Source organism: Rudaea sp., assembly GCF_057139185.1.
The window spans coordinates 17,320-37,252 of the sequence record NZ_DBNHDN010000011.1; the positions used below are offsets into that span (position 1 = coordinate 17,320).

Genomic DNA, 19,933 nt, shown 5'->3' on the forward strand with positions numbered 1-19,933 from the left:
CCCTTCAAGGGGAGGGTTGGGTGGGGATGGTGTTGAAAAACTCACGGGCAAACGGAATGCAGTCATGCGAGGACAAACCAACCAGAAAATCCTTGGCGCGCACCTGCAGCGCAGATTGCGCAATGCGCCCACCAATGCAGAGTCCAGGCTGTGGCAACGCTTGCGCCACCGCCAACTCGACGGCTGCAAATTTCGCCGCCAGCATCCATTCGGCGACTTCGTTCTTGATTTTGTCTGCCTGGAACGCAAAGTCGTCATTGAGCTGGACGGCAGCCAGAATTTCGACGCAACGGCATACGATGAAAAACGAACACAGTTCCTCGAATGTGCCGGGTTTGTCGTGCTGCGATTCTGGAACAATGGAGTGTTCGAGAATATTGAAGGCGTGCTGGAAGTGATTCTGCGCAATCTGCGCGACAGAGCAACACCATCCCCACCCAACCATCCCCTTGAAGGGGAGGGCTAAAGCAGCCACACCATGAATGCAACTCCAGAAACAGTCCGCATCGTCGAAGTCGGCCCGCGCGACGGACTGCAGAACGAGAAGACCATCGTGCCGGCGGCGGCGAAGGTCGAATTGATCGATCGCCTTTCAGCGACCGGATTGCAGACCATCGAGGCGACGAGCTTCGTCAGCCCGAAATGGGTGCCGCAGCTTGCCGATGCCGCCGAGGTCTACACCGGAATCCGCAAGAATCCCGGCGTGCGCTATCCGGTGCTCGTGCCGAACCTGCAAGGCTACGAACGCGCGCGCGAGGTCGGCGTCGAGGAAATCGCCGTGTTCACCGCGGCGAGCGAGGCGTTCAATCGCAAGAACATCAACGCATCGATCGCCGAATCGCTCGAACGCTTCGCGCCGGTGATCGAACGCGCGAACGCGGACAAGGTAGCGGTGCGCGGCTATGTCTCGACCGTGCTCGGTTGCCCGTACCAGGGCGAGGTACCGCTGGCCGATGTCGTACGCGTGGCCACGGCGCTGCACGCGATGGGCTGCTACGAGATCTCGCTCGGCGACACGATCGGCATCGGCACGCCGGCCAGGGCGCGCGCGATGCTCGCCGCGGTCGCAGCGGAAGTTCCGATGTCGGCGCTTGCCATCCATTTCCACGACACGCGCGGGCAGGCGCTTGCCAACATCCTCGCCTGCCTCGAGCTCGGCGTCGGCGTGATCGACTCCGCCGTGTCCGGAGTGGGAGGTTGCCCCTACGCGCGCGGAGCCAGCGGCAACGTCGCCAGCGAGGACGTGGTCTACATGCTGCACGGCATGGGCATCGCAACCGGCATCGATCTGCCGAAACTGATCGAAACCGGACAATGGCTCAGCGCACAACTCGCGCGCGACAACGGCAGCAAGGTCGGCAAGGCGGCGTGACTCCCGCCCTGCCGGCCTGGCTATAATCGTGGTTTCCGCCATGCGAAGGAAACGTCTTGCCCGCCCGCCTCGCTCCCGACCAGTCCCGCGGTTATCTGATTCCGATCGGCACGCAGGCGCGACCCGACGGCTACGGCGAAGTCTTCCGCCGCCTGCTTGCGATGTTCAGTCAGCGACCGCAGGTGGTCGTGATCACTGCGCAGACTCCGGGCGAAGCGCCCGCAGACGAGGTTGAGACCGCGCTGCTTTCGCTCGGCGCGGGCCAGGTGCATCGGCTCGCGCTGAACAACCGCGGCGACTGCGATCATCCCGCCGCGCTGACGCTGCTCGAACGTGCCGACCTCGCCGTGCTCAGCGCCGACAATCCGCTGCGTCTGTCGACCTTGCTCGGCGGCACCCAACTCGCGCGCCTGCTGCGCCGGCGCAACGCGGACGGCGTCGCCGTCGCCGGCATCGGGCCGGGCGCGGCGATCCTCGCCGAGCACATGCTCGCCGGCGGCGCGCACGGGCCGACGCCGCGCATGGGCAGCGTCACTCTGGCGCCGGGCCTCGGCCTGTCGAACCGCCTCGTCATCGACCAGGGCGGTGCCGGCGCGGACCGGCTCGGGCGCCTGCTCGCCGCGCTCGCGCTCAATCCGTTCGCGCTCGGCATCGGCATCGATCCGGACACGGCCGCGTTCATCGGTCCCGACAACGTCGTCGACGTGGTCGGCCACGGCGGCATCACCGTGGTCGATCCCTCCGACGTCGGCCATTCCAACGTCGCCGAGGCCGGGCCGGCCGGGCCGATCAGCATCACCAACCTGCGCGTGCACGTGCTCGTGCACGGCTCACGCTACGACCTGGATTTCCGCCGTTCGATCAGTTGAGCGCCCGTTTGCACGCGATGCGAAAAAGTATATTTCTGGCATTCGGTCTGCTTCTGGCCGCCTGCTCCGCGCAGGCGGCGACGACGTTGCTGCGCCCCGCCCGTGTCTGGGCCGGCAATGCCAACGAGTCCGCGCACACCGGATGGGCCGTTCTCGTCGACGGCGAACGCATCTCCGCCGTCGGGCCGCTGGCAACGATCAGGGCGCCGGCCGGCACGAAGACAGTCGACCTGCCCGTCACGACACTGCTTCCCGGCCTGATCGACCTGCACGCGCACCTGTTCCTGCATCCGTACAACGAGACGAGCTGGAACGACCAGGTACTCAAGGAACCACCGGCCTATCGAACCCTGCTCGCCGCGCAGCATGCGCGCGACACGTTACTCGCCGGCTTCACCACCATGCGCGACCTCGGCAGCGAGGGCGCCGGCTACGACGACGTTTCGCTGCGGCGCGCGATCGACGAGGGCCTGATCGCGGGCCCGCGCTATTTCATCGCCACGCGCGCGATCGTCGCCACTGCCTCGTACGGGCCCGGCCCGCGCGGCTTCCGCCCCGACATCGATCTGCCCGGTGGCGCGCAGGAGGTCAGCGGCGTCGCCGCCGGTATCGCCGCGGTGCGCGAGCAGGCCGGCCATGGCGCCGACTGGATCAAGCTCTACGCCGACTACCGCATTGGCCCGGGTGGCGAAGTACGCCCGGCGTTCACCGAGGCGGAAATGAAAGCGATGATCGAGGCGGCGCATCTGTCCGGGCGGCCGGTCGCCGCGCACGCGACCAGCGACGCGGGCGTGCGCATGGCCGTGCTCGCCGGCATCGACACGATCGAGCATGGCGACGCGGCGAGCGCGGCCACGTTCAAGCTGATGAAGCAGCGCGGCGTCGCCTATCTGCCGACGCTGACCGCGGTCGAGGCGATCGCGCAGTACTTCGAGAAATACGAGGCCGGCAAGACGCCGCCCTCGAAGCGCATGCTGGAATCGGCCGATGCGTTCCGCACCGCATTGAAAGTCGGCGTGACGATAGGCTGCGGCAGCGATGTCGGTGTGTTCGCACACGGCACGAACTGGCGCGAACTCGAATGGATGGTCCGGCTCGGCATGACGCCAGCCCAGGCCCTGCTCGCCGCGACCAGCGTCGATGCGGCGATCCTGCACAAGCAGGACGAATTCGGCCGCGTCGCACCGGGGCTGCGCGCCGATCTTGTTGCCGTGAGCGGAGATCCGACGCAGACGATCGAGAGCGTGAAGCATGTGGTCTTCGTGATGAAGAACGGCGTGGTCTACCGCACCCCATGAACGCGGCCGCGAGGCTACGCGTGGCGACCGCCGGCGATGCCGCGGCGATTCGCGCGATCTACGCGCCGCACGTCGAGCACACGGCCGTCTCGTTCGAAACCGAAGCACCGGGCGTCGAGGCAATGGCCGCGCGCATCGAACGCCTGCTGCCGACGTACCCGTGGCTCGTCGCCCTCGTCGACGAGCGTGTCGCCGGCTACGCCTACGCCAGCCCGCACCGCGAGCGCGCGGCGTATCGCTGGTCGGTCGAAACCACGGCGTACGTGCATGCGGACTTCTACGCGCGGGGTATCGGCAAGCGCCTGTACGCCGCGCTGCATGCCGTGCTCAAGGCGCAGAAATACGTCAACGCGTTCGGCATCATCACGCTGCCGAACGCGGCCAGCGTCGCGCTGCACGAGGCCTGCGGCTTCCGCCGATGTGCGACTTTCCTCCACGCGGGGTACAAGTCCGGTGCCTGGCACAACGTCGGCTGGTGGCAGCTGCAGATCGCACCGCCCGCGCCGGTTCCGGCCGAACCGGTCGCCTTCGCGAAACTGGACCGCGCGACGCTGGCGCGGGCGTTGGGCGCAAACTGATCGCGCCGGCGCAAGTTCGCCAAGCGTGTCAACCGTCATCGTACGGCCGCGTTGCTTGAGCTATGCTCGGATCGGGAATCTGGAGCGACCTTCCGTTGCGGGAGTCTTGCATGCGACCGTTTTCTCTCCGCCGTTTGTTCTCCCGGCCCGGAACCGCGACCGCGATCGTTCCGGGCGGATGTGCCGGTCTCGCCGCGTTGCTGCTCTGCGCCAGCGCCGCGCAGGCTGCGAGCACCGCGCCGCGACTTCCGCTGCCGCCACACGATCCGACGCGCGGCATTCCCGGCCTCGATCTCGATGCGCCGGTGAACGACGCGCAGGCCGCGCGCTTCCTGACCATGGCCACATTCGGTCCGACGCCCGCGGCGATCGCCGAACTGCGCCAGCTCGGCTACCACGGCTGGATCGCCAAACAGCTCGCACTGCCGGCCACGCCGATGCGGCCCTATGTCGAATCGCTCGACAAGGCGGTGAAGAATCCGGGCCAGAACGACCGCATGGAGGCCTGGTTCAACAACGCGATCACCGCGCCCGACCAACTGCGCCAGCGCGTCGCCTGGGCGCTGTCGCAGATCATGGTTGTCTCCGACCAGTTCGCCGGGCTCAATCAGGACCCGATCGTCATCGCCGAATACTTCGACATGCTCGCGCGCGATGTCGGCGGCTGGACCGACGCGAACGGCATCGTGCATGCACCGACGTTCTCCAACCTGATCCAGGACGTCACCCTGAACCCGGCGATGTCGCGCATGCTTACCTACCTGCGCAACCAGAAGGGAAATCCGAAGATCGGCACCTCACCCGACGAGAACTACGCACGCGAAGTGATGCAGCTGTTCACGATCGGTCTCGTGCTCCTCAATCCGGACGGCTCGCAGAAGCTCAACGCGCAGGGCAATCCGATTCCGACCTACGTACCCAGCGTCGTCAGCGAATACGCGCGCGTGTTCACCGGCTGGAGCTACGCGAGCGGCTTCAACAGCAACCCGGCATCGTCCGACAACTGGTCCGTCGCCGAATACCAGCCATTGACCTGCTACGACAACTACCACGACTTCGGCGCGAAGACGCTTTTGAGCTACAGCGGCAACTACGGCGCGAACTCCGATGCGAAAGCACTGCCGGCAAGCCTGTCCTGCGCAGACGATCTCAGGCAGGGGCTGGCGATCCTCGTCGGCCATCCCAATGTCGCGCCCTTCATCTCGCGCCAGCTGATCGAGCACCTGGTCACGAGCAACCCGACACCGGCCTACATCACTCGCGTCACGACGGCGTTCAACGCGAGCGGCGGCGATCTCGGCCAGGTCGTCGCCGCGATCCTGACCGACCGTGAAGCATTGACCGGCACGATCCCGGCGCAATACCCGAACATCGTCTTCGGCAAGGCGCGCGAACCGCTGCTCAAGCTCACCGCGCTGTGGCGCTACTACGGCGCCGCCTCGACCAGCGGCCTGTATACTTTTCCCAGCCCGCAGTCGAGCTATGTCGAGCGTCCCGGCGGCGCTTCCTCGGTGTTCAACTTCTATTCGCCGAACTACCTGCCCCCGGGTGAGCTGGGCGACGCCGGTCTGTTCGGCCCGCAGTTCCAGATCCTCAGCGAGTCGAGCACGCTGAGCACGGCGAACGACCTGACCGCGCGCCTGGGCGCCTACACCGGCAACACGAAGAACACGGCAGCGACGATCGCGATCGACCTCACTGCGCTCATGGCGCTCGCCGGCGACGCCAACGCATTGGTCGAGCGTGTCAACCACGACCTGTTCTACGGGCAGATGGGCACCGCGACCAAGGCCAGCCTCGCGGGTGCCGTCGGCCTCATGCCGGCGAGCGACACCCTCGGGCGCACGCAGACCGCGCTGCAGCTCGCGCTCGTTTCCCCCGAATTCGCCATCCAGCGGTAAGCTGCCATGACTCCATTCTCGTCCTCGCGCCGCCACTTCCTGCGCAACGCCGCCTGCTCAAGCTTCGCCCTGTCAACCAGCGGCGCGCTGATGACCCAGTTCGGCATGCTCAACTCGGCACTGGCCCAGAGTTGCACGGGCTATGCGCCAGTCAGCGACTACAAGGCGCTGGTCTGCCTGTTCCTGCTCGGCGGCAACGACTCGTGGAACATGCTGATCCCGAGCGATAGCGCGCGCTACGCCACCTACAGCGCGGCCCGCAGCGGCGGCCCACCGACCGGCATGGCGATCGCGCAGAACACGCTTGTGCCGGTCAACGTGCTCGGTGGGCCCGGTGGTGAGAGCTACGGCCTGCACCCGAACCTGACCGAACTGGCAAACATCTTCAATGCCGGCAACGGTGCCTTCGTCGTCAACGTCGGTACCGCGCTGCAACCGACCAGCAAGACACAGTATTCGACGCCCGGTTATCCGTTGCCGCCACAGCTGTATTCGCACGCCGACCAACAGGCGCAGTGGCAGTACGGTCGGCCACAGCAGAACGGCGTGACCGGCTGGGGCGGCCTCGTCGCCGACCGCCTGCACGTGCTCAATCCGGGCATGAGCGTGCCGATGTCGCTGTCGCTCGCCGGGCAGAACCGCTTCCAGGTCGGCGAGGCCATCCAGCCGTACACCTTGACCAGCGCCGGCCCCACCGGCCTGTCCGGCTACAGCGGGACCAGCGGCGCGCAGCGCATGACTGCGCTCACCGACATGCTCGCGCAGACCTATGCCGACCCGTTCACGCGCACCTACGCGAAGACCGTGAGCAACTCGATCGGCTACTACCAGACCATGCAGAATGCCCTCGCCGCCGCGCCCGCGTTGACGACCGCGTTTCCGGCGAACAACCCGGTTGCGGCGGCGCTGCAGGAGATCGCGAAAATCATCGCGGTACGCGACAAGCTCGGCGCGAAGCGGCAGATCTTTTTCCTCGGCTACGGCAGCTTCGATTCGCACGACACACAACTGGTCAACCAGCCCAAGCTGTTCACGACGATCTCGCAGGCACTGGCGGCGTTCCATGCCTGCACCGTCAACGACCTGAAAATTCCGCAGTCGGTGACGACGTTCACCCTGTCCGAATTCGCGCGCACGCTCAACTCGAACGGCGACGGCACCGACCACGCCTGGGCCGGCATGCAGTTTGTCATGGGCGGCGCGGTCAAGGGTCAACGCCTGTACGGCGCACCCGCAGCGAGCGGCAGCGTGTTTCCGAACCAGGCGCTCAACGGGCCCGATTGCCTGTCGCGCGGGCAAATGATCCCCGCCGTGTCCTGCGACCAGTACTCGGCCACGTTGGCACGCTGGCTCGGCGTGGCCGACTGCGACATCGCGACGATTTTTCCGTATGTGAAGAATTTTCCGACCGCCGATCTCGGCTTCCTGTCCTGACCGGCAAGCGGCCGCTTGCCGCGCTACGGCACAAAGCGCACGACCGGCCCTGCCGCCGACTTGCCGGGCGGCAGATACGCCGGCGCGGGTGCACCGGCCGGGCCGAGCTTCTTCACGAACGCATAGATCGCCTTGAGATCGTCGTCGTTCATCGCACGCGTGTTGAACCACGGCATCGGCGGCCGTGGCTGCATCGTACGTACATGCGTGAGCCACTGCTGCTCGCTCATGTCGTTCATCAGCACGCGTAGGTTGGTCGCGTAGGTCGTGCCCCACGGACCTTGCCAGCCGAGCGCATCGCCGGTGAGCCACGCCTTTTCATCGACCTGACCGTTGTTCTGTACGTAGCCCGGCGTGTGGCAGTCGTTGCACCCGCTCACGCGAACAAGATAACGGCCGCGCTCCGCCTGCGTCGGTGCCGACGGCGTTTCCGCAGCCATCGCGGTGATGCTCGCACCGACCAGCGTCGCCGCGGCAGCCGCAAGCAGGGATTGCTTGAAGTTCATCTGGTGTTTCCTTTGCTGTCTGTCTTGCGATAACCATCGGAGCCGAACTGCCGGCCCGCAATAGGCAGCGCAGTCCGGCCCAATTCGGCTCATCGCCGCCGTCGCGACCGCTGCCATGGCGGGCGACGAGCCGGGTTTCCCTCGGCGCCGCCGACGCCGGCAAGGAAAATTGTTGCTGCGGCGACCCCGAAAACGAATGCCGTGATCAACGCACGAAGCTGCACCCCCGCGCCCACTTTGCGCTGCCCTGCCCCGCGATCTTGCCGCTGGCGAAACATGCGGTGAGCAGATAGCCGCCGGTCGGCGCTTCCCAGTCGATCATCTCGCCGGCGCAGAAGACACCGGGCAGCGAGGTGAGCATGAGGCGTTCGTCGAGCGCTTTGAAACGCACGCCACCCGCGGTGCTGATCGCCTCGACCAGCGGACGCGGGCGCGCCAACGTGAGCGGCAGCGCCTTGATGGCCGGTGCGAGATTTTCGGGATTCTGCATCGCGTTTTTCGCGAGCAATTCATAGAGCAGTCCGGTCTTCACTCCATCGATGCCCGCGTGTCGGCGCAGGTGTTCGCTGAGCGTGCGTTTGCCACGAGGCTGCGCAAGATCGCGCGTGAGGCGCTCGATGTCGCGCCCCGGCGCGAGATCGAGATGGACCGTCACGCCGCCATGCGCGGCAGCCGCATCGCGCAACTCGGCACCGAGCGCATAGATCAGGCTGCCCTCGACGCCGTGCGTGGTGATCACGAACTCACCCTGGCGACGAATCGTTTCACCGTTTGCGCCGCGCCATTCGATCACGACCGGCTTGACCGGCTGGCCGGCATATTTGTTCGCGAAGAAATGGCTCCAGCCCTCGACGCCAGCGCGCGCGATCTCGAAACCGCAGTTCGCCGGCTGCAGCGGCGCAAGGTCAACGCCGCGGGCCTCGAGAATCCGCGTCCACGATCCGTCCGTGCCGAGCACGGGCCAACTGCCGCCGCCGAGTGCGAGCACGACGGCATCGGCGCGCACGATACGCTCTCCGTCCGTATGCTCGAAGCGCAGCGCACCGTCGCCGCCCCAGCCCAGCCAGCGGTGGTGAACATGGAACTCCACTCCGCCCGAGCGCAGGCGGCGCACCCAGCCGCGCAGCAAGGGTGCGGCCTTCAGATCGACCGGAAACACGCGGCCGGAGGTGCCAATGAAAGTTTCCACGCCCAGCCCGCGCGCCCAGGCGCGCAGCGCTTCGGCATCGAATTGTTCCAGCCACGCGCGCATCTCACGTTCACGCCCGCGATAGCGCGCGACGAACCGCTCGAACGGATCGGAATGGGTCAGGTTGAGCCCGCCCTTGCCCGCGATCAGGAATTTGCGGCCGACCGAGCCCAGGCGCTCGTAGACATCGACGGCCACACCCGCCGCACGCGCTGTTTCCGCGGCCATCAGCCCCGCCGGCCCGCCCCCGATCACGGCAATCCGGCCCGATTGAACCTTGTTTTCGATCATCGATTTGCCGGATTCGGACGGACGCAGGGTTCCATTCATGCGGATTGTATCGGCACGTGGACCCAGACATGTTGTCAATGCCGTCCTCCGATCTGCGATCCAATCCATGAATATCGTCATTTGCCGCACCGGCGGGCACGTCGGCCGCGGCATCCTCAAAGAAGCGCTGGCGCGCGGCCACGACGTCGTCGCCGGCGTGCGCGATCCTGGGCGCGCGAACATCCGCGATTCGCGGGTCGGGCGATGCTGGCGATCCCGCCTCCTACAGCAGCGTACCGAGCGACGGCGATGCATTGATCGCGAGCCTGTCCGGGCACCGCGACGCCGATGCCGGCTGCATTCCGCAATACGCCGCGAGCCTGCTCGACGCGCTGCCGACTGCGCGCGTGAAGCGATTGGTCTGGGTCGGCGGCGCCGGCAGTCTCGAAACCGCGCCGGGCACACACGGCGGTATCCTCGTCGCCGCAGTTCCCGCAGGAATGGCTGCCCGAAGCGAACGGGCGGGCCGATGCGCTGAGAATCTTCCGCGCATCGAACGCAGAGGTCGATTGGACCCGCGTCAGCCCCGCCGCGCCGCCCGTCGATGGCGAGCGCGGCAGCACCTATCGTATCGGTGGCGACCAGTTGCTGGTCGATGCGAACGGCACGAGCCGCATCACGATTCCCGACTACGCGGCTGCCGTGCTCGATCGCATCGAGAAGCACGACAAGCCGCGCCAGCGCCTCACGGTGGCATACTGAAGCCATGAGCATCACGCGCATGCCCGTGCTGTTCGTCGGCCACGGCTCGCCGATGAATGCGATCGAGAGCAACGACTTCACCCGCGGCTGGCAGGCGCTGGCTGCGCGCCTGCCCAGGCCGAAGGCAATCCTCTGCATATCCGCGCATTGGGAAACGCGCGGAAACTTTGTCTGCGCCGCTTCGCAACCGCGGACGATCCACGACTTCTACGGCTTTCCGCAGGCGCTGTTCGACGTGCACTACCCTGCGCCGGGTGATCCCGCGCTCGCGCGCCGCATCGCCGGCATGGTGAAAAGCGCGAAAATGGAAGCGACGCCCGACCGGGGCCTCGACCACGGCGCGTGGAGCGTGCTCGCGATCATGTATCCGCAGGCCGACGTGCCGACGCTGCAATTGAGCGTAGACACATCGCGATCGGGCGCATTCCATCATGCCCTCGGCCGCGAACTCGGCGCACTGCGCGACGACGGCGTGCTGATTCTCGGCAGCGGCAACATCGTGCACAACTTGCGCGCGCTGAACTACCGCGATCCACGGCCCACCGACTGGACCGTGCGCTTCGACGAAACCGTGCGCTCGCGCATCGCCTCCGGCCGCGATGCCGAACTGTTCGACTGGCACGCGCTCGACCGCGATGCGGCGCTCGCCGTGCCCACGCCCGAACACTACCTGCCGCTGCTCTACGTGCTCGGTGCGCGCCGCGAGGACGATGCGGCGTCGTTCCACAACACCGGTTACTTCAGCACGATCTCGATGACCTCGGTGCTGCTGGCCTGACTAGAACCACAACCGCAGCCCGACAACGACCTGCGTTTCGCTGCGCATGACAGGCCCAAATCCGAACCCGTGTCCGTCGACGCCGCGCCGGTACTTGCGCACGACGCCGATGTACGGCGCAAGCTCGCGGCGGATCTCGTAGCGCAAACGCAGGCCGAGCTCGGCATCAGACAGTCCTGCCGCAACCGCGCGCGCGCGATCGCCGCGGCCGTAGAGATTGAGTTCGATCTCCGCTTGCAGGATCAGCCGCTGGCTCAGCAACAGCTCGTACTCGGCGCGGAAACCAAGCGCGGCGCGCCCTCCATCTCCGACATAGGCGGTGGCTTCGATTTCAAACCAGTACGGCGCCAAGCCCTGCACCCCGAACGCGGCCCAGTCGCGCGACGGGCCGTTGCCGGCATCGTGGCGCAGGCCGAGCTGCCAATCCCAGAAACTGGCGAAGGCGTGATTCCACAAAGCCTCGATGCGCGCATCGGTCTTCCCGTGCTCGCGTTCGCCTTCGCTGCGCAACAGCAGCTTGTCGAAATCACCGCCATACCAGGCCCGCGCGTTCCACGCGGTCGAATAGGCGTGGTCGCCCTTCGCGCGCTCGAACGTGTCGAGTTTGAACATGAACAGCTTCGCCGTGTCGTCCATTTCCATTGCGCGCGTCATCTCCGCATCCGACATCGGCGCCATCGGATGCTGCGCAGGATCCGGCGGGATGTGGGCATCAACGCTGACCTTGGCATCGTCGTGGACGGCCGGCGGCGTGGCGGCAGCGTCGTGGTGATGCGCCTGCCCGTCGCGGGCTTGCTCCTGCGCGGGCGCATCGAGCGACAGCACCATGAGCAGCCCCGACAACAACATCCGGCTTGCCGTACCCATCACCTCACCTCCACGACGCGGAACATGCCCGCTTCCATGTGGTAAAGCAGATGGCAATGATAGGCCCAACTGCCGAGCGCATCGGCGCTGACGCGATAGCTGAGCCTCTGCGCCGGTTGCACGACGATGGTGTGCTTCCTGACCTGGAACGCGCCCTGTGGCGTTTCCAGTTCGCTCCACATGCCATGCAAATGGATCGGATGCGTCATCATCGTGTCGTTGATGAGCGTGATGCGTACCTGCTCGCCGTGACTGAGCCGGATCGGCTGCGCATCGGAGAACTTTTTCCCGTCGAACGACCAGATGTAGCGTTCCATGTGCCCGGTCAGGTGCAGCTCGATCTCGCGCTGTGGAGCGCCGCTGATCGGTGCACCCGGCGTGTGCAGGTCGGCGTAGGTCAGCACGCGCCGGCCGTTGCCGCGCAGGCCCACTCCGGGGTCGTCGAGATCCGTGCGCGTCGTGGAGACGAGCATGTCGACCGTCGGCCCCATCTCCAGCGACGGCGTGGCGGCAGACATCGCCATGCCGCCACACCCCCCCTCCATGCCCTTCATGCCGGGCATGGCGCGATGATCCATGTTCGGGTGATCCATGCCCGGCATCGCGGCATGATCCATCGTGCCCATCATGTCGCGCATCGTCAGCAACGGGCGCGGATCGAGCGGCGGCACTTCGGCAAGCATACCGGCACGCGGCGCAAGCGTGCCGCGCGCGTAGCCCGAGCGATCCATCGATTGTGCGAAGATCGTGTAGGCCCGGTCAGCGTCGGGTTCGACGACCACGTCGAACGTCTCCGCATTGCCGATGCGGAACTCGTCGACCGTGACCGGTTCCACTTCCTGCCCGTCGGCTGCGACCACACGCATCTTCAGTCCCGGGATGCGCACATCGAAGAAAGTCATCGACGAGCCGTTGATGAAGCGCAATCTGACTTTTTCCCCAGGCGAGAACAGCCCGGTCCAGTTCGACGCGGGCGAAGCGCCGTTCATGAGGTAAGTGTAGGCGCATGCGGAAATGTCGGCGAGGTCGCTCGGGTTCATGCGCATCCGGTTCCACATGTGCCGTTCGGCGAGCGCGCCGCCCAAGCCCTGCGTACGCGCATCGCGCAGGAAATCGCCGACCGTCGGCTTGCCGAAATTGAAGTAATCGCCCTGCTTCTTCAACGTCGCGAACAGCCCCTCCGGATCAGCATCGCTCCAGTCGGACAGCAGCACGACATGATCGCGATCGACGCGCGTTCGTTGCTCGCGCGGTTCGATCACGATCGCGCCGTACAAACCGGTCTGCTCCTGGAAGCGCGAGTGGCTGTGATACCAGTACGTGCCGCTCTGGTTGACCTTGAAGCGGTAAGCGTAGGTCTCGCCGGGCGCGATGCCCATGAACGAGAGGCCGGGCACGCCGTCCATGTCGGCCGGCACGATCAGGCCGTGCCAGTGGATCGAGCTGGTCGTCGACAGCGTGTTACGCACGCGCAGCGTCACCGTGTCGCCCTCGCGCCAGCGCAGCACAGGCGCGGGCAGTGAGCCGTTGACGACCGTGGCGGTGCGCCGCGTGCCGGTGAGGTTGACCGGCAGCGTGCCGATGGCGAGATCGAAGTCGGTGCCGGCCAGCTCCGCGACTTGCGGTGCGGGCGCGGCCGTAGTGGCCGCCGGCGCGTCGAGGCCGAAGCCGACAGCGATGCCGCTGAGAGTCAGGCCCTGGACGAAGCGCCGGCGCGACGGCAGCGCGAGGCGTTCCGTCAAAGAGGTCCGGTTGTTTCTGTTCATGGTACTCATATGGTTTCGCGGCGCGCCGGGCGCGCCAGATCACGCGCACGCGCTTTCCGCGTGCGGAGCGAAGCGGACGAACGAGTCAGGCGATCGGCGGTCGCAACCGGCGCTCGCCGGCGGCATCGAGAAACGCGCTGCCGACCGGAATCGGCAATTGCGCCGGGGGAGCAGGCGCGAGATCGAACGAAATCGCAATCAACGCCGGCGAGCAGGAATGCAGGCAGACACAGGCACCGCCCACGCAACACGGACAGCCCTTGCCATGCGCGGACTGCTTCGCGCCGGTATCCGCCGCCGCAGCTGCCTCGTCGCAATGGTGATGCATCACGGCGGACGCCGACACGTGCGATGCGTCCATCCCGCGCACCGGAACGGCGGGCATTCCCCAGGCGGAAAGATTCACCAGCACCAGCAGCACCGCCATCGCATGCGCGAACGCGCGCGCGCAGGCACTACGCGCAAGTCGCTGCAAACGGAAGCGGCGGTGACGGCGACGGGTCATGCGCGCATGGTGCCCGCGTGCGGACCTCCATGCAAGCATGCGGATGCTACGATTCGAGCATGAACTACCGCCACGCCTTCCACGCCGGAAACTTTGCCGACGTCTTCAAGCACGCGATCCTGATCGGTTTGATCGACGCGCTCGCGGCCAAGCCGGCGCCGTTCTGCTACATAGACACGCACGCCGGCGCCGGCCGCTACGACCTGCGCGACGAAGAATCACGCAAGACCGGGGAGTTTGTCGACGGCGTGCGGCGTCTGCTCGTCGCGACGAGCCTGGCCGACAGCCTGCGCCCCTACTTCGACCTGCTGCGCGTGGCGAACTCCGCCGAGGCAAACGGCCATCTGAACATTTACCCCGGCTCGCCGCTGATCGCAGCCCTCGCCATGCGCGCGGGCGACCGCATCACGCTGTGCGAGGCGCAGGAGGCCGAAACGACTGCGCTCAAAAACCTGTTCGCCGGCGACCGCCGCGTCGGCGTGCACCGGCGCGACGGCTATGCGGCACTGTCCGGTTTCGTGCCGCCGCACGAGCGCCGCGGGCTGGTGTTGATCGATCCGCCGTTCGAAGCCCAGGAAGCGGAGTTCCGTGCCATCGAGTCCGCCCTCGCCGCCGCGTACTCGCGCTGGCCGACCGGCATCTACGCGATCTGGTATCCGATCAAGCTGCACCGGCAGGTGTTGCCGTTCCAGCGCTGGTTCGCCGCCCGCGACATCAGGAAGACCCTGGTCGCCGAACTGATGGTCGACGCTGACGACTCGCCGCTGCGCCTCAACGGCTGCGGCATGGTCATCGTCAACGCGCCGTGGCAATTCGATGCCTGCCTCGCACGGCTGCTGCCCGATCTCGCGCGCCTGCTGGCGCGCAGCCCGCGCGCGAGCCACCGCATCGAGTGGCTGACGCGGGAGTAAGCGCGAACCATACTGGAAACCACCGCCCGACCCACATGCCGGGTCGGCGAATTCCTACGCGATCGTACAGCCGGCACGCATATCGCAGTTCCGCGCCGCACCCTAATCTTGACCGCATCCTGACGAAGGAGTGGTCATGCGCAATTCTCCCGCGGCAAATCAGCTTGGCATCACGCTCATCGAATTGATCTTTACCCTTGCGATCGTCGCGGTGCTGGCCTCGCTCAGCGCACCGGCGCTCGGCAACCTGATCCAGCGCAGCCATGCGCGCAATGCGCACGACATGTTGGTCGGCTCGCTCAGCCTTGCGCGCACGAGCTCGGTCAGCACGCATCGTGAAGTGATCGTCTGCCCGAGCAATGACCATGCAACCTGCTCCGACGGCATCTGGTGGCAGCATGGCTGGATCGTGTTCGAAGACGCAAACCAGAACAACCACCGCGACGAAGACGAGCCGCTGCTCGAAGTCGTCGACAGTCAACCCGGCATCGCGATCGCGACCAGCAGCGGGCGCAAGTTCGTCCGCTATCGCCCGGACGGCAGCGCCAGCGGAACCGACCTCACGTACACGATCTGCGACCGCCGCGGCGCAGGCGAGGCCGCCGCCGTGATCGTCAGCAATCCCGGCCGCGTACGCGAAGCGCGGCCCGATCCGGCACGGGCCACGGTGGCCTGCGCAGGCCTCGGCCGATAACTTCTTTCCCCGAGCTATTGACTGAATTCGACGCGTCGAAGACAATAAGCGGCTCGCTTATGCGATTCCCCGATAGCTCAGTCGGTAGAGCAAGTGACTGTTAATCACTGGGTCGGCGGTTCGAGTCCGTCTCGGGGAGCCATTTCAGACAAGGGCCTGCGGAAACGCAGGCCCTTTCGTTTTGGCCATCCGCCCGGAGCCGGCCCGATGGCCCGCGTCGCCACATCATGAATCGCGCAGGGAAATCCATTTGCGCTGGCCGCGCCGGTCCGCAACGAACCGTTGCGCGCAGCGGTACCACACGACCAGTGGAGAGTGCGCGGCACTGCAGGCGAACGACTCCAGCGGTTCATCAAGCAGTCCCGTCGGCGGGTACTCCCCGGCCGCAGGCGCGTAGTAGGTGCCGAACAGCTTGTCGATGAACGGGAAGAATGTCGCGAAGTTCTTCGATCGGTGTTGCGGCAAAGTCGAGTGGTGGATGCGATGCCACTGCGGTCCGGAAATAACACCCGCAAGCACCCCGAAACTGACCCGCAGGTTTGCGTGGTTGACGAATCCCCAGAGACGGAACATGAGCACGCCGACGAGTGCGATCGGGTTCAGCGAGCCGAGCAGAAGCAGCAGGGGCACGTGGCAAATCAGGTTGAGCAGATAGTCGAGCAGATGGCGGCGGCCCTGCGTCGTCGCGTTCATCATCGGGTCGCTATGGTGAAACTTGTGCGTCTCCCACAAAAACGGCGACGCATGTTGCCAGCGGTGGATCCAGTAATGCCAGACGTCCCAGATCAGCGCGTAGGCAATGGTTGCCAGGATCCCGCCCGGCAGGGTCCGCGAGAGCGCGCTCGAGCGCCCGTTCCAACCGCTGTCGGCGACATGGGCGATGTAGTTGAACAACGGATCGAAGCTCGCTTGCAGACCGAGAACCAGCGGCAGTACCAGCGCAAGATAGACGCAGTTTTCCAGCCGATTTCGCCAGGTCGGTCGGATCGCGGCCGGATACAGATATTCCAAAACGCAGAATCCCGCGGTCAACGGAATCATCCACGCCAGCTGCGCCAGATAGACGCCTACCCCTGAACTCATTTCCCGCCCCCGATGAGTGCCTGGCAGTCTAGCTGGTCCCGGGTCCAAGTCCAGATCGAACGACGAATCGTTGCCAAGGCACCGGCGCAGGACATGCCGGGCGCATTCAGAAAATGTAGTGCAACCCCACTGACGCCGACCATCGTGCCTCGATCTGCAAGCCGTTGACGTGCTGGTGCAGAGGGAGTTGCGCGAACGTGTAGGCGGAAAAACGGCGGGAGAAGTTCCAGGTCACGCCGGGGCTGAGGTAGATCAGGGTCGCACCGCTGTTGTCGACGTCGGCATTCGCACCGCGCTCGCGCTTCTCCAGACGCGCGTTGACCTGCAATTGCGGCACGAAGGTTTCGTTCGCTGTGTAGCGCAGGCCGGCATTGAGGTTGAGGCCGGCACCCGGTTTGAAATTCTCGCGTGAATTCAGCGGCACCTGCAGCAGCGCCTGACCGAAATAGCCCCAGTCTGCGTTGAACGCACCGAAGTGGTAGATGCCGAGCAACAGGTCGGTCGTGCCGGTGCCGAGTTGCAAGCCGCGATCGACCGTCTCGCCCTGTTGCGGTCCACGCTCGAACTTTCTGTCGAACGAGCCGGTCGCGAGCTTCAGGCCGGTCTCGATGCCGACATCGCGCTGCGCATCAAAGCCGGAATAGTGCGCGAGCACGCGCACATCGCCGATGCCCTGGTCGTGCGAGGTCGAGACCGCGTCGTCTCCGGCCGCGATCGTGCCATGCGAACGGTTGAACCACGGCAACGCGACGCCGACGCCCCAGTCGCTGCCCGGGCTGTAGTCGAGGGCGAATGTGTAGTTGCGGTTGGTCGTGTACTGCTGCACTTCGCGCTCGTTCGGGATCGCGACGGCGGCACGACTCATGCCGTCGCCGCCCTCGCGCAGCTGATCCTGGTCGAAGAAGTCGAAGCGCGCATCGAAGCGCCAGCCCTTGGTCGTGGTCAAGCCCTGGCTGGCCCAGTCCGAACTCAATGTGCAGCCGCAAGCGGAACAGGCGAACGTGTGCGGTGAAAGGACAGTTGCAATCAAGCCGGGCAACAGACAACGGATACTTCTACGCATCGGGTCTCCTCGGGGAAAGTCCGTCCGGCAAATTCATCGCCGGAGCCGGACGCGCAGCCTAAGCGGCGGCACCATACGGAAAAAATGCGGCACGATGCCGCAAGGGCAAATGCGCGCCGATGCCACTCGCTCGTCGCGGAAGCCACGGGTCACCCGTTCGATGCACGCACCGCGCACCGCGAAACAACAACCTGTATTCCGCCTGTCGGGGGGAAAGTTCAGTCCGGCGGAATCCGGACGGAACATATCCGGCCACGAAGGCCTTTGCTCTCTTCCTCGCGCCCATATATATCGCGAGGGGTAATCCCACCTTTTTTTTATGGAGCACGCGATGGAACTTGGCATGATCGGTTTGGGCCGCATGGGCGCGAACATGGCGCAGCGGCTGGTGCGCGGCGGACATCGCATCAAGGGTTTCGACTTCATCGCGGACAGCCGCGCGCGCGCCGCGCAGAATGGCATCGAGCCTGCGGCGTCGCTCGCCGAACTCGTCGGCAAGCTCGCCACCCCGCGCGCCCTCTGGCTGATGGTGCCGGCCGGCGCGCCGGTCGATGAGACCATCGCCAACCTGTTGCCGCTGCTCGCGCCGGGCGATGTGCTCATCGACGGCGGCAACTCGATGTACAAGGACACGCAACGCCGCGCGCGGCAACTGGCCGAACGCAAGATCCACTATGTCGACTGCGGCACCAGCGGTGGTGTCTGGGGTCTCGAGGAAGGTTACAGCCTGATGATCGGCGGCGATGCCGCCGCCATCGAAGCGCTCACGCCGATCTTCGCCGCGCTCGCACCCGCACCCGACCGCGGCTGGGGTCGCGTCGGCCCGGTCGGCGCGGGGCACTACACCAAGATGGTCCACAACGGCATCGAGTACGGCATGATGCAAGCCTACGCCGAGGGCTTTTCCATACTCGAGCACAAGCAGGAATTCGCACTCGACCTCGCCCGGATCGGCGAGATCTGGCGACACGGCAGCGTGGTGCGCTCGTGGCTGCTCGATCTCACCGCCGATGCGCTGAAGAAGAATCCGGCGATGGAGGGTATCGCACCCTGGGTGGCCGACTCCGGCGAAGGCCGCTGGACGCTGGCCGATGCGATCGAACTCGGTGTGCCGACGCCGGTGATCGCGCTGTCGCTGCTCGAGCGTCTGCGCTCGCGCGACAAGGACTCATTTGCCGACAAGCTGCTCGCGGCAATGCGCAACCAGTTCGGCGGGCACGAGATGAAGAAGGAATGACGGCCACGTCGTGACGCGGAAACCCGCGTTCAGGGCAGCGCAGCCGTGGAGCCGCGCTCTGCGGCGAGCGCGCCGGTGAAGCGCTCGTTGCTGGTGCGTGCCTGGCGCGGATTGAGTACAGCGAACGCCGCCTTGGTTGTTGCCGCCAGACGCGCTTCGGCATCCGCAAGCTGGCGCTGCTCGTCGGCCAGGTCCTGCACGAGCCGTTGCGCGTCGGCCGGCACATCAGAACCATCCCGCCGCGGACGCGCACGCCTGAATTCCACGCACTCGCGCAACGCATCCTCCATCGCCGACCACGGGCCGATCTGGTCGGTGCCGAGCAATAGCTCAGCGCGCAGCTCGCGCGCCTGGACCAGCATTTCCGCCAGCGGGTCAGGTACCTGAGGTGACGCGTCGTTACTCTTCTGCGCCATGTCGGACGGACGATCGCCGTGACGGCCATGCCCGCCTCCGCCGTGGCCGCCCATGCCGCCACCCTGCATTTGCGCGGTCACGGGCCAGGGCAACATCGCCGCGGTTGCGACGATGGCGCCGAGGAGGAGCTGCGCCGTCGCGCCACGCTGACGGGCAGGCACGGGAGCGCGCAGAGGCCGGCCCGAACGAGCGGACGCGAAGGGATCGCGGCCAGCACCGGCCATCGCCGGCGCCGGCCGGTAGACAATCGGAGCGAAATTGCCGAGCCGGCGGCACCAGGAATCGGCGTCCTCCGCCATCGAGATCTTCGTCATCATGAACACGCTTCCGCTGGAGCTGGCGCGAGTCTGGGAAGCAAACGTGCAGGAAATGTGGACACCAACGGCATCCCGGCGTCGCGTTCAGCGCCCGGACATCTGCCGACCCGCGAAAC

19 protein-coding genes and 1 tRNA gene are annotated in these 19,933 nt (G+C 66.1%); 12 read left to right on the forward strand and 8 right to left on the reverse strand.

Annotated elements, in window-relative coordinates; translation table 11 throughout:
- The first annotated feature begins 64 nt into the window (after positions 1 to 64).
- The 7 genes from AC16HO_RS03955 (at position 65) to AC16HO_RS03985 (ending at position 7,452) form a co-directional block, all read left to right on the forward strand.
- Complete coding sequence (locus tag AC16HO_RS03955) at positions 65 to 466, forward strand: endonuclease domain-containing protein (protein WP_395642375.1); 402 nt, start codon at positions 65 to 67, stop codon at positions 464 to 466.
- 12 nt (positions 467 to 478) lie between these two features.
- A complete protein-coding gene (locus AC16HO_RS03960) occupies positions 479 to 1,372 on the forward strand; it encodes a hydroxymethylglutaryl-CoA lyase (protein ID WP_395642376.1) in 894 nt (297 codons plus the stop codon).
- Positions 1,373 to 1,428: 56 nt separating this feature from the next.
- The gene (locus AC16HO_RS03965) at positions 1,429 to 2,241 is read left to right on the forward strand and encodes a cyanophycinase (protein WP_395642377.1); all 813 of its coding nucleotides are present in this window, start codon (positions 1,429 to 1,431) and stop codon (positions 2,239 to 2,241) included.
- Between the two features lie 17 nt (positions 2,242 to 2,258).
- Positions 2,259 to 3,539, forward strand: a complete 1,281-nt coding sequence (locus AC16HO_RS03970) for a metal-dependent hydrolase family protein (RefSeq protein WP_395642378.1) — start codon at positions 2,259 to 2,261, stop codon at positions 3,537 to 3,539.
- On the forward strand, positions 3,536 to 4,117 hold the full coding sequence (locus AC16HO_RS03975) for an arsinothricin resistance N-acetyltransferase ArsN1 family B (RefSeq protein WP_395642379.1): 582 nt from the start codon (positions 3,536 to 3,538) through the stop codon (positions 4,115 to 4,117). The genes AC16HO_RS03970 and AC16HO_RS03975 overlap by 4 nt, the downstream gene beginning before the upstream one ends.
- Before the next feature lie 110 nt (positions 4,118 to 4,227).
- Complete coding sequence (locus AC16HO_RS03980) at positions 4,228 to 6,018, forward strand: DUF1800 domain-containing protein (RefSeq protein ID WP_395642380.1); 1,791 nt, start codon at positions 4,228 to 4,230, stop codon at positions 6,016 to 6,018.
- A gap of 6 nt (positions 6,019 to 6,024) precedes the next feature.
- A complete protein-coding gene (locus AC16HO_RS03985) occupies positions 6,025 to 7,452 on the forward strand; it encodes a DUF1501 domain-containing protein (protein WP_395642381.1) in 1,428 nt (475 codons plus the stop codon).
- 23 nt (positions 7,453 to 7,475) lie between these two features.
- Here AC16HO_RS03985 and AC16HO_RS03990 read toward each other — a convergent pair whose 3' ends face one another.
- Both AC16HO_RS03990 and AC16HO_RS03995 read right to left on the reverse strand, forming a co-directional pair.
- Entirely contained in the window at positions 7,476 to 7,958 is a 483-nt protein-coding gene (locus AC16HO_RS03990) for a c-type cytochrome (protein WP_395642382.1), read from the reverse strand.
- A 205-nt stretch (positions 7,959 to 8,163) separates the two neighbouring features.
- Complete coding sequence (locus AC16HO_RS03995) at positions 8,164 to 9,438, reverse strand: TIGR03862 family flavoprotein (protein ID WP_395642636.1); 1,275 nt, start codon at positions 9,436 to 9,438, stop codon at positions 8,164 to 8,166.
- Positions 9,439 to 10,183: 745 nt separating this feature from the next.
- Between AC16HO_RS03995 and ygiD the strand changes: the two genes are divergently transcribed.
- Positions 10,184 to 10,957, forward strand: coding sequence for a 4,5-DOPA-extradiol-dioxygenase (ygiD, locus tag AC16HO_RS04000; RefSeq protein WP_395642383.1), 774 nt, complete (start codon positions 10,184 to 10,186; stop codon positions 10,955 to 10,957).
- Here ygiD and AC16HO_RS04005 read toward each other — a convergent pair whose 3' ends face one another.
- The 3 genes from AC16HO_RS04005 to AC16HO_RS04015 form a co-directional block, all read right to left on the reverse strand.
- Positions 10,958 to 11,824 (reverse strand): copper resistance protein B, encoded by an 867-nt coding sequence (locus tag AC16HO_RS04005; protein WP_395642384.1) that lies wholly within the window; start codon positions 11,822 to 11,824, stop codon positions 10,958 to 10,960.
- Positions 11,824 to 13,590, reverse strand: a complete 1,767-nt coding sequence (locus AC16HO_RS04010) for a copper resistance system multicopper oxidase (protein WP_484335298.1) — start codon at positions 13,588 to 13,590, stop codon at positions 11,824 to 11,826. Before AC16HO_RS04010 ends, AC16HO_RS04005 begins: the two co-directional genes overlap by 1 nt.
- A gap of 85 nt (positions 13,591 to 13,675) precedes the next feature.
- Positions 13,676 to 14,095 (reverse strand): hypothetical protein, encoded by a 420-nt coding sequence (locus AC16HO_RS04015; RefSeq protein WP_395642386.1) that lies wholly within the window; start codon positions 14,093 to 14,095, stop codon positions 13,676 to 13,678.
- Between the two features lie 59 nt (positions 14,096 to 14,154).
- Between AC16HO_RS04015 and AC16HO_RS04020 the strand changes: the two genes are divergently transcribed.
- The 3 genes from AC16HO_RS04020 (at position 14,155) to AC16HO_RS04030 (ending at position 15,842) form a co-directional block, all read left to right on the forward strand.
- On the forward strand, positions 14,155 to 15,006 hold the full coding sequence (locus tag AC16HO_RS04020) for a 23S rRNA (adenine(2030)-N(6))-methyltransferase RlmJ (RefSeq protein ID WP_395642387.1): 852 nt from the start codon (positions 14,155 to 14,157) through the stop codon (positions 15,004 to 15,006).
- A 136-nt stretch (positions 15,007 to 15,142) separates the two neighbouring features.
- Entirely contained in the window at positions 15,143 to 15,700 is a 558-nt protein-coding gene (locus AC16HO_RS04025) for a GspH/FimT family pseudopilin (protein WP_395642388.1), read from the forward strand.
- 66 nt (positions 15,701 to 15,766) lie between these two features.
- Positions 15,767 to 15,842: transfer RNA gene (locus AC16HO_RS04030), tRNA-Asn, on the forward strand.
- An 83-nt stretch (positions 15,843 to 15,925) separates the two neighbouring features.
- Here AC16HO_RS04030 and AC16HO_RS04035 read toward each other — a convergent pair.
- Together AC16HO_RS04035 and AC16HO_RS04040 are read right to left on the reverse strand one after the other, a co-directional pair.
- A complete protein-coding gene (locus AC16HO_RS04035; RefSeq protein WP_395642400.1) occupies positions 15,926 to 16,783 on the reverse strand; it encodes a sterol desaturase family protein in 858 nt (285 codons plus the stop codon).
- Positions 16,784 to 16,889: 106 nt separating this feature from the next.
- Positions 16,890 to 17,846 (reverse strand): TonB-dependent receptor, encoded by a 957-nt coding sequence (locus AC16HO_RS04040; protein WP_395642401.1) that lies wholly within the window; start codon positions 17,844 to 17,846, stop codon positions 16,890 to 16,892.
- 331 nt (positions 17,847 to 18,177) lie between these two features.
- On the opposite strand from AC16HO_RS04040, the gene gnd reads away from it, so the two are divergent.
- Positions 18,178 to 19,083, forward strand: a complete 906-nt coding sequence (gene gnd, locus AC16HO_RS04045; RefSeq protein WP_395642402.1) for a phosphogluconate dehydrogenase (NAD(+)-dependent, decarboxylating) — start codon at positions 18,178 to 18,180, stop codon at positions 19,081 to 19,083.
- Between the two features lie 29 nt (positions 19,084 to 19,112).
- Here gnd and AC16HO_RS04050 read toward each other — a convergent pair whose 3' ends face one another.
- Positions 19,113 to 19,817 carry a hypothetical protein gene (locus AC16HO_RS04050; RefSeq protein WP_395642403.1) on the reverse strand — a complete coding sequence of 235 codons (705 nt, stop codon included), beginning with the start codon at positions 19,815 to 19,817 and terminating at the stop codon, positions 19,113 to 19,115.
- Between the last annotated feature and the right edge of the window lie 116 nt (positions 19,818 to 19,933).

Bases quoted from the DNA above. Each gene is read 5' to 3' on its own strand.
- AC16HO_RS04050 (WP_395642403.1), bottom strand. From the start codon at position 19,817: ATGATGACGAAGATCTCGATGGCGGAGGACGCCGATTCCTGGTGCCGC.
- AC16HO_RS04010 (WP_484335298.1), bottom strand. From the start codon at position 13,590: ATGAACAGAAACAACCGGACCTCTTTGACGGAACGCCTCGCGCTGCCG.
- AC16HO_RS04015 (WP_395642386.1), bottom strand. From the start codon at position 14,095: ATGACCCGTCGCCGTCACCGCCGCTTCCGTTTGCAGCGACTTGCGCGT.
- AC16HO_RS03985 (WP_395642381.1), top strand. From the start codon at position 6,025: ATGACTCCATTCTCGTCCTCGCGCCGCCACTTCCTGCGCAACGCCGCC.
- AC16HO_RS03980 (WP_395642380.1), top strand. From the start codon at position 4,228: ATGCGACCGTTTTCTCTCCGCCGTTTGTTCTCCCGGCCCGGAACCGCG.
- AC16HO_RS03960 (WP_395642376.1), top strand. From the start codon at position 479: ATGAATGCAACTCCAGAAACAGTCCGCATCGTCGAAGTCGGCCCGCGC.
- AC16HO_RS03990 (WP_395642382.1), bottom strand. From the start codon at position 7,958: ATGAACTTCAAGCAATCCCTGCTTGCGGCTGCCGCGGCGACGCTGGTC.
- AC16HO_RS03975 (WP_395642379.1), top strand. From the start codon at position 3,536: ATGAACGCGGCCGCGAGGCTACGCGTGGCGACCGCCGGCGATGCCGCG.
- AC16HO_RS03970 (WP_395642378.1), top strand. From the start codon at position 2,259: ATGCGAAAAAGTATATTTCTGGCATTCGGTCTGCTTCTGGCCGCCTGC.
- AC16HO_RS04040 (WP_395642401.1), bottom strand. From the start codon at position 17,846: ATGCGTAGAAGTATCCGTTGTCTGTTGCCCGGCTTGATTGCAACTGTC.
- AC16HO_RS04025 (WP_395642388.1), top strand. From the start codon at position 15,143: ATGCGCAATTCTCCCGCGGCAAATCAGCTTGGCATCACGCTCATCGAA.
- gnd (WP_395642402.1), top strand. From the start codon at position 18,178: ATGGAACTTGGCATGATCGGTTTGGGCCGCATGGGCGCGAACATGGCG.
- AC16HO_RS04005 (WP_395642384.1), bottom strand. From the start codon at position 11,824: ATGGGTACGGCAAGCCGGATGTTGTTGTCGGGGCTGCTCATGGTGCTG.
- AC16HO_RS03955 (WP_395642375.1), top strand. From the start codon at position 65: ATGCGAGGACAAACCAACCAGAAAATCCTTGGCGCGCACCTGCAGCGC.
- ygiD (WP_395642383.1), top strand. From the start codon at position 10,184: ATGAGCATCACGCGCATGCCCGTGCTGTTCGTCGGCCACGGCTCGCCG.
- AC16HO_RS04020 (WP_395642387.1), top strand. From the start codon at position 14,155: ATGAACTACCGCCACGCCTTCCACGCCGGAAACTTTGCCGACGTCTTC.
- AC16HO_RS04035 (WP_395642400.1), bottom strand. From the start codon at position 16,783: ATGAGTTCAGGGGTAGGCGTCTATCTGGCGCAGCTGGCGTGGATGATT.
- AC16HO_RS03995 (WP_395642636.1), bottom strand. From the start codon at position 9,438: ATGATCGAAAACAAGGTTCAATCGGGCCGGATTGCCGTGATCGGGGGC.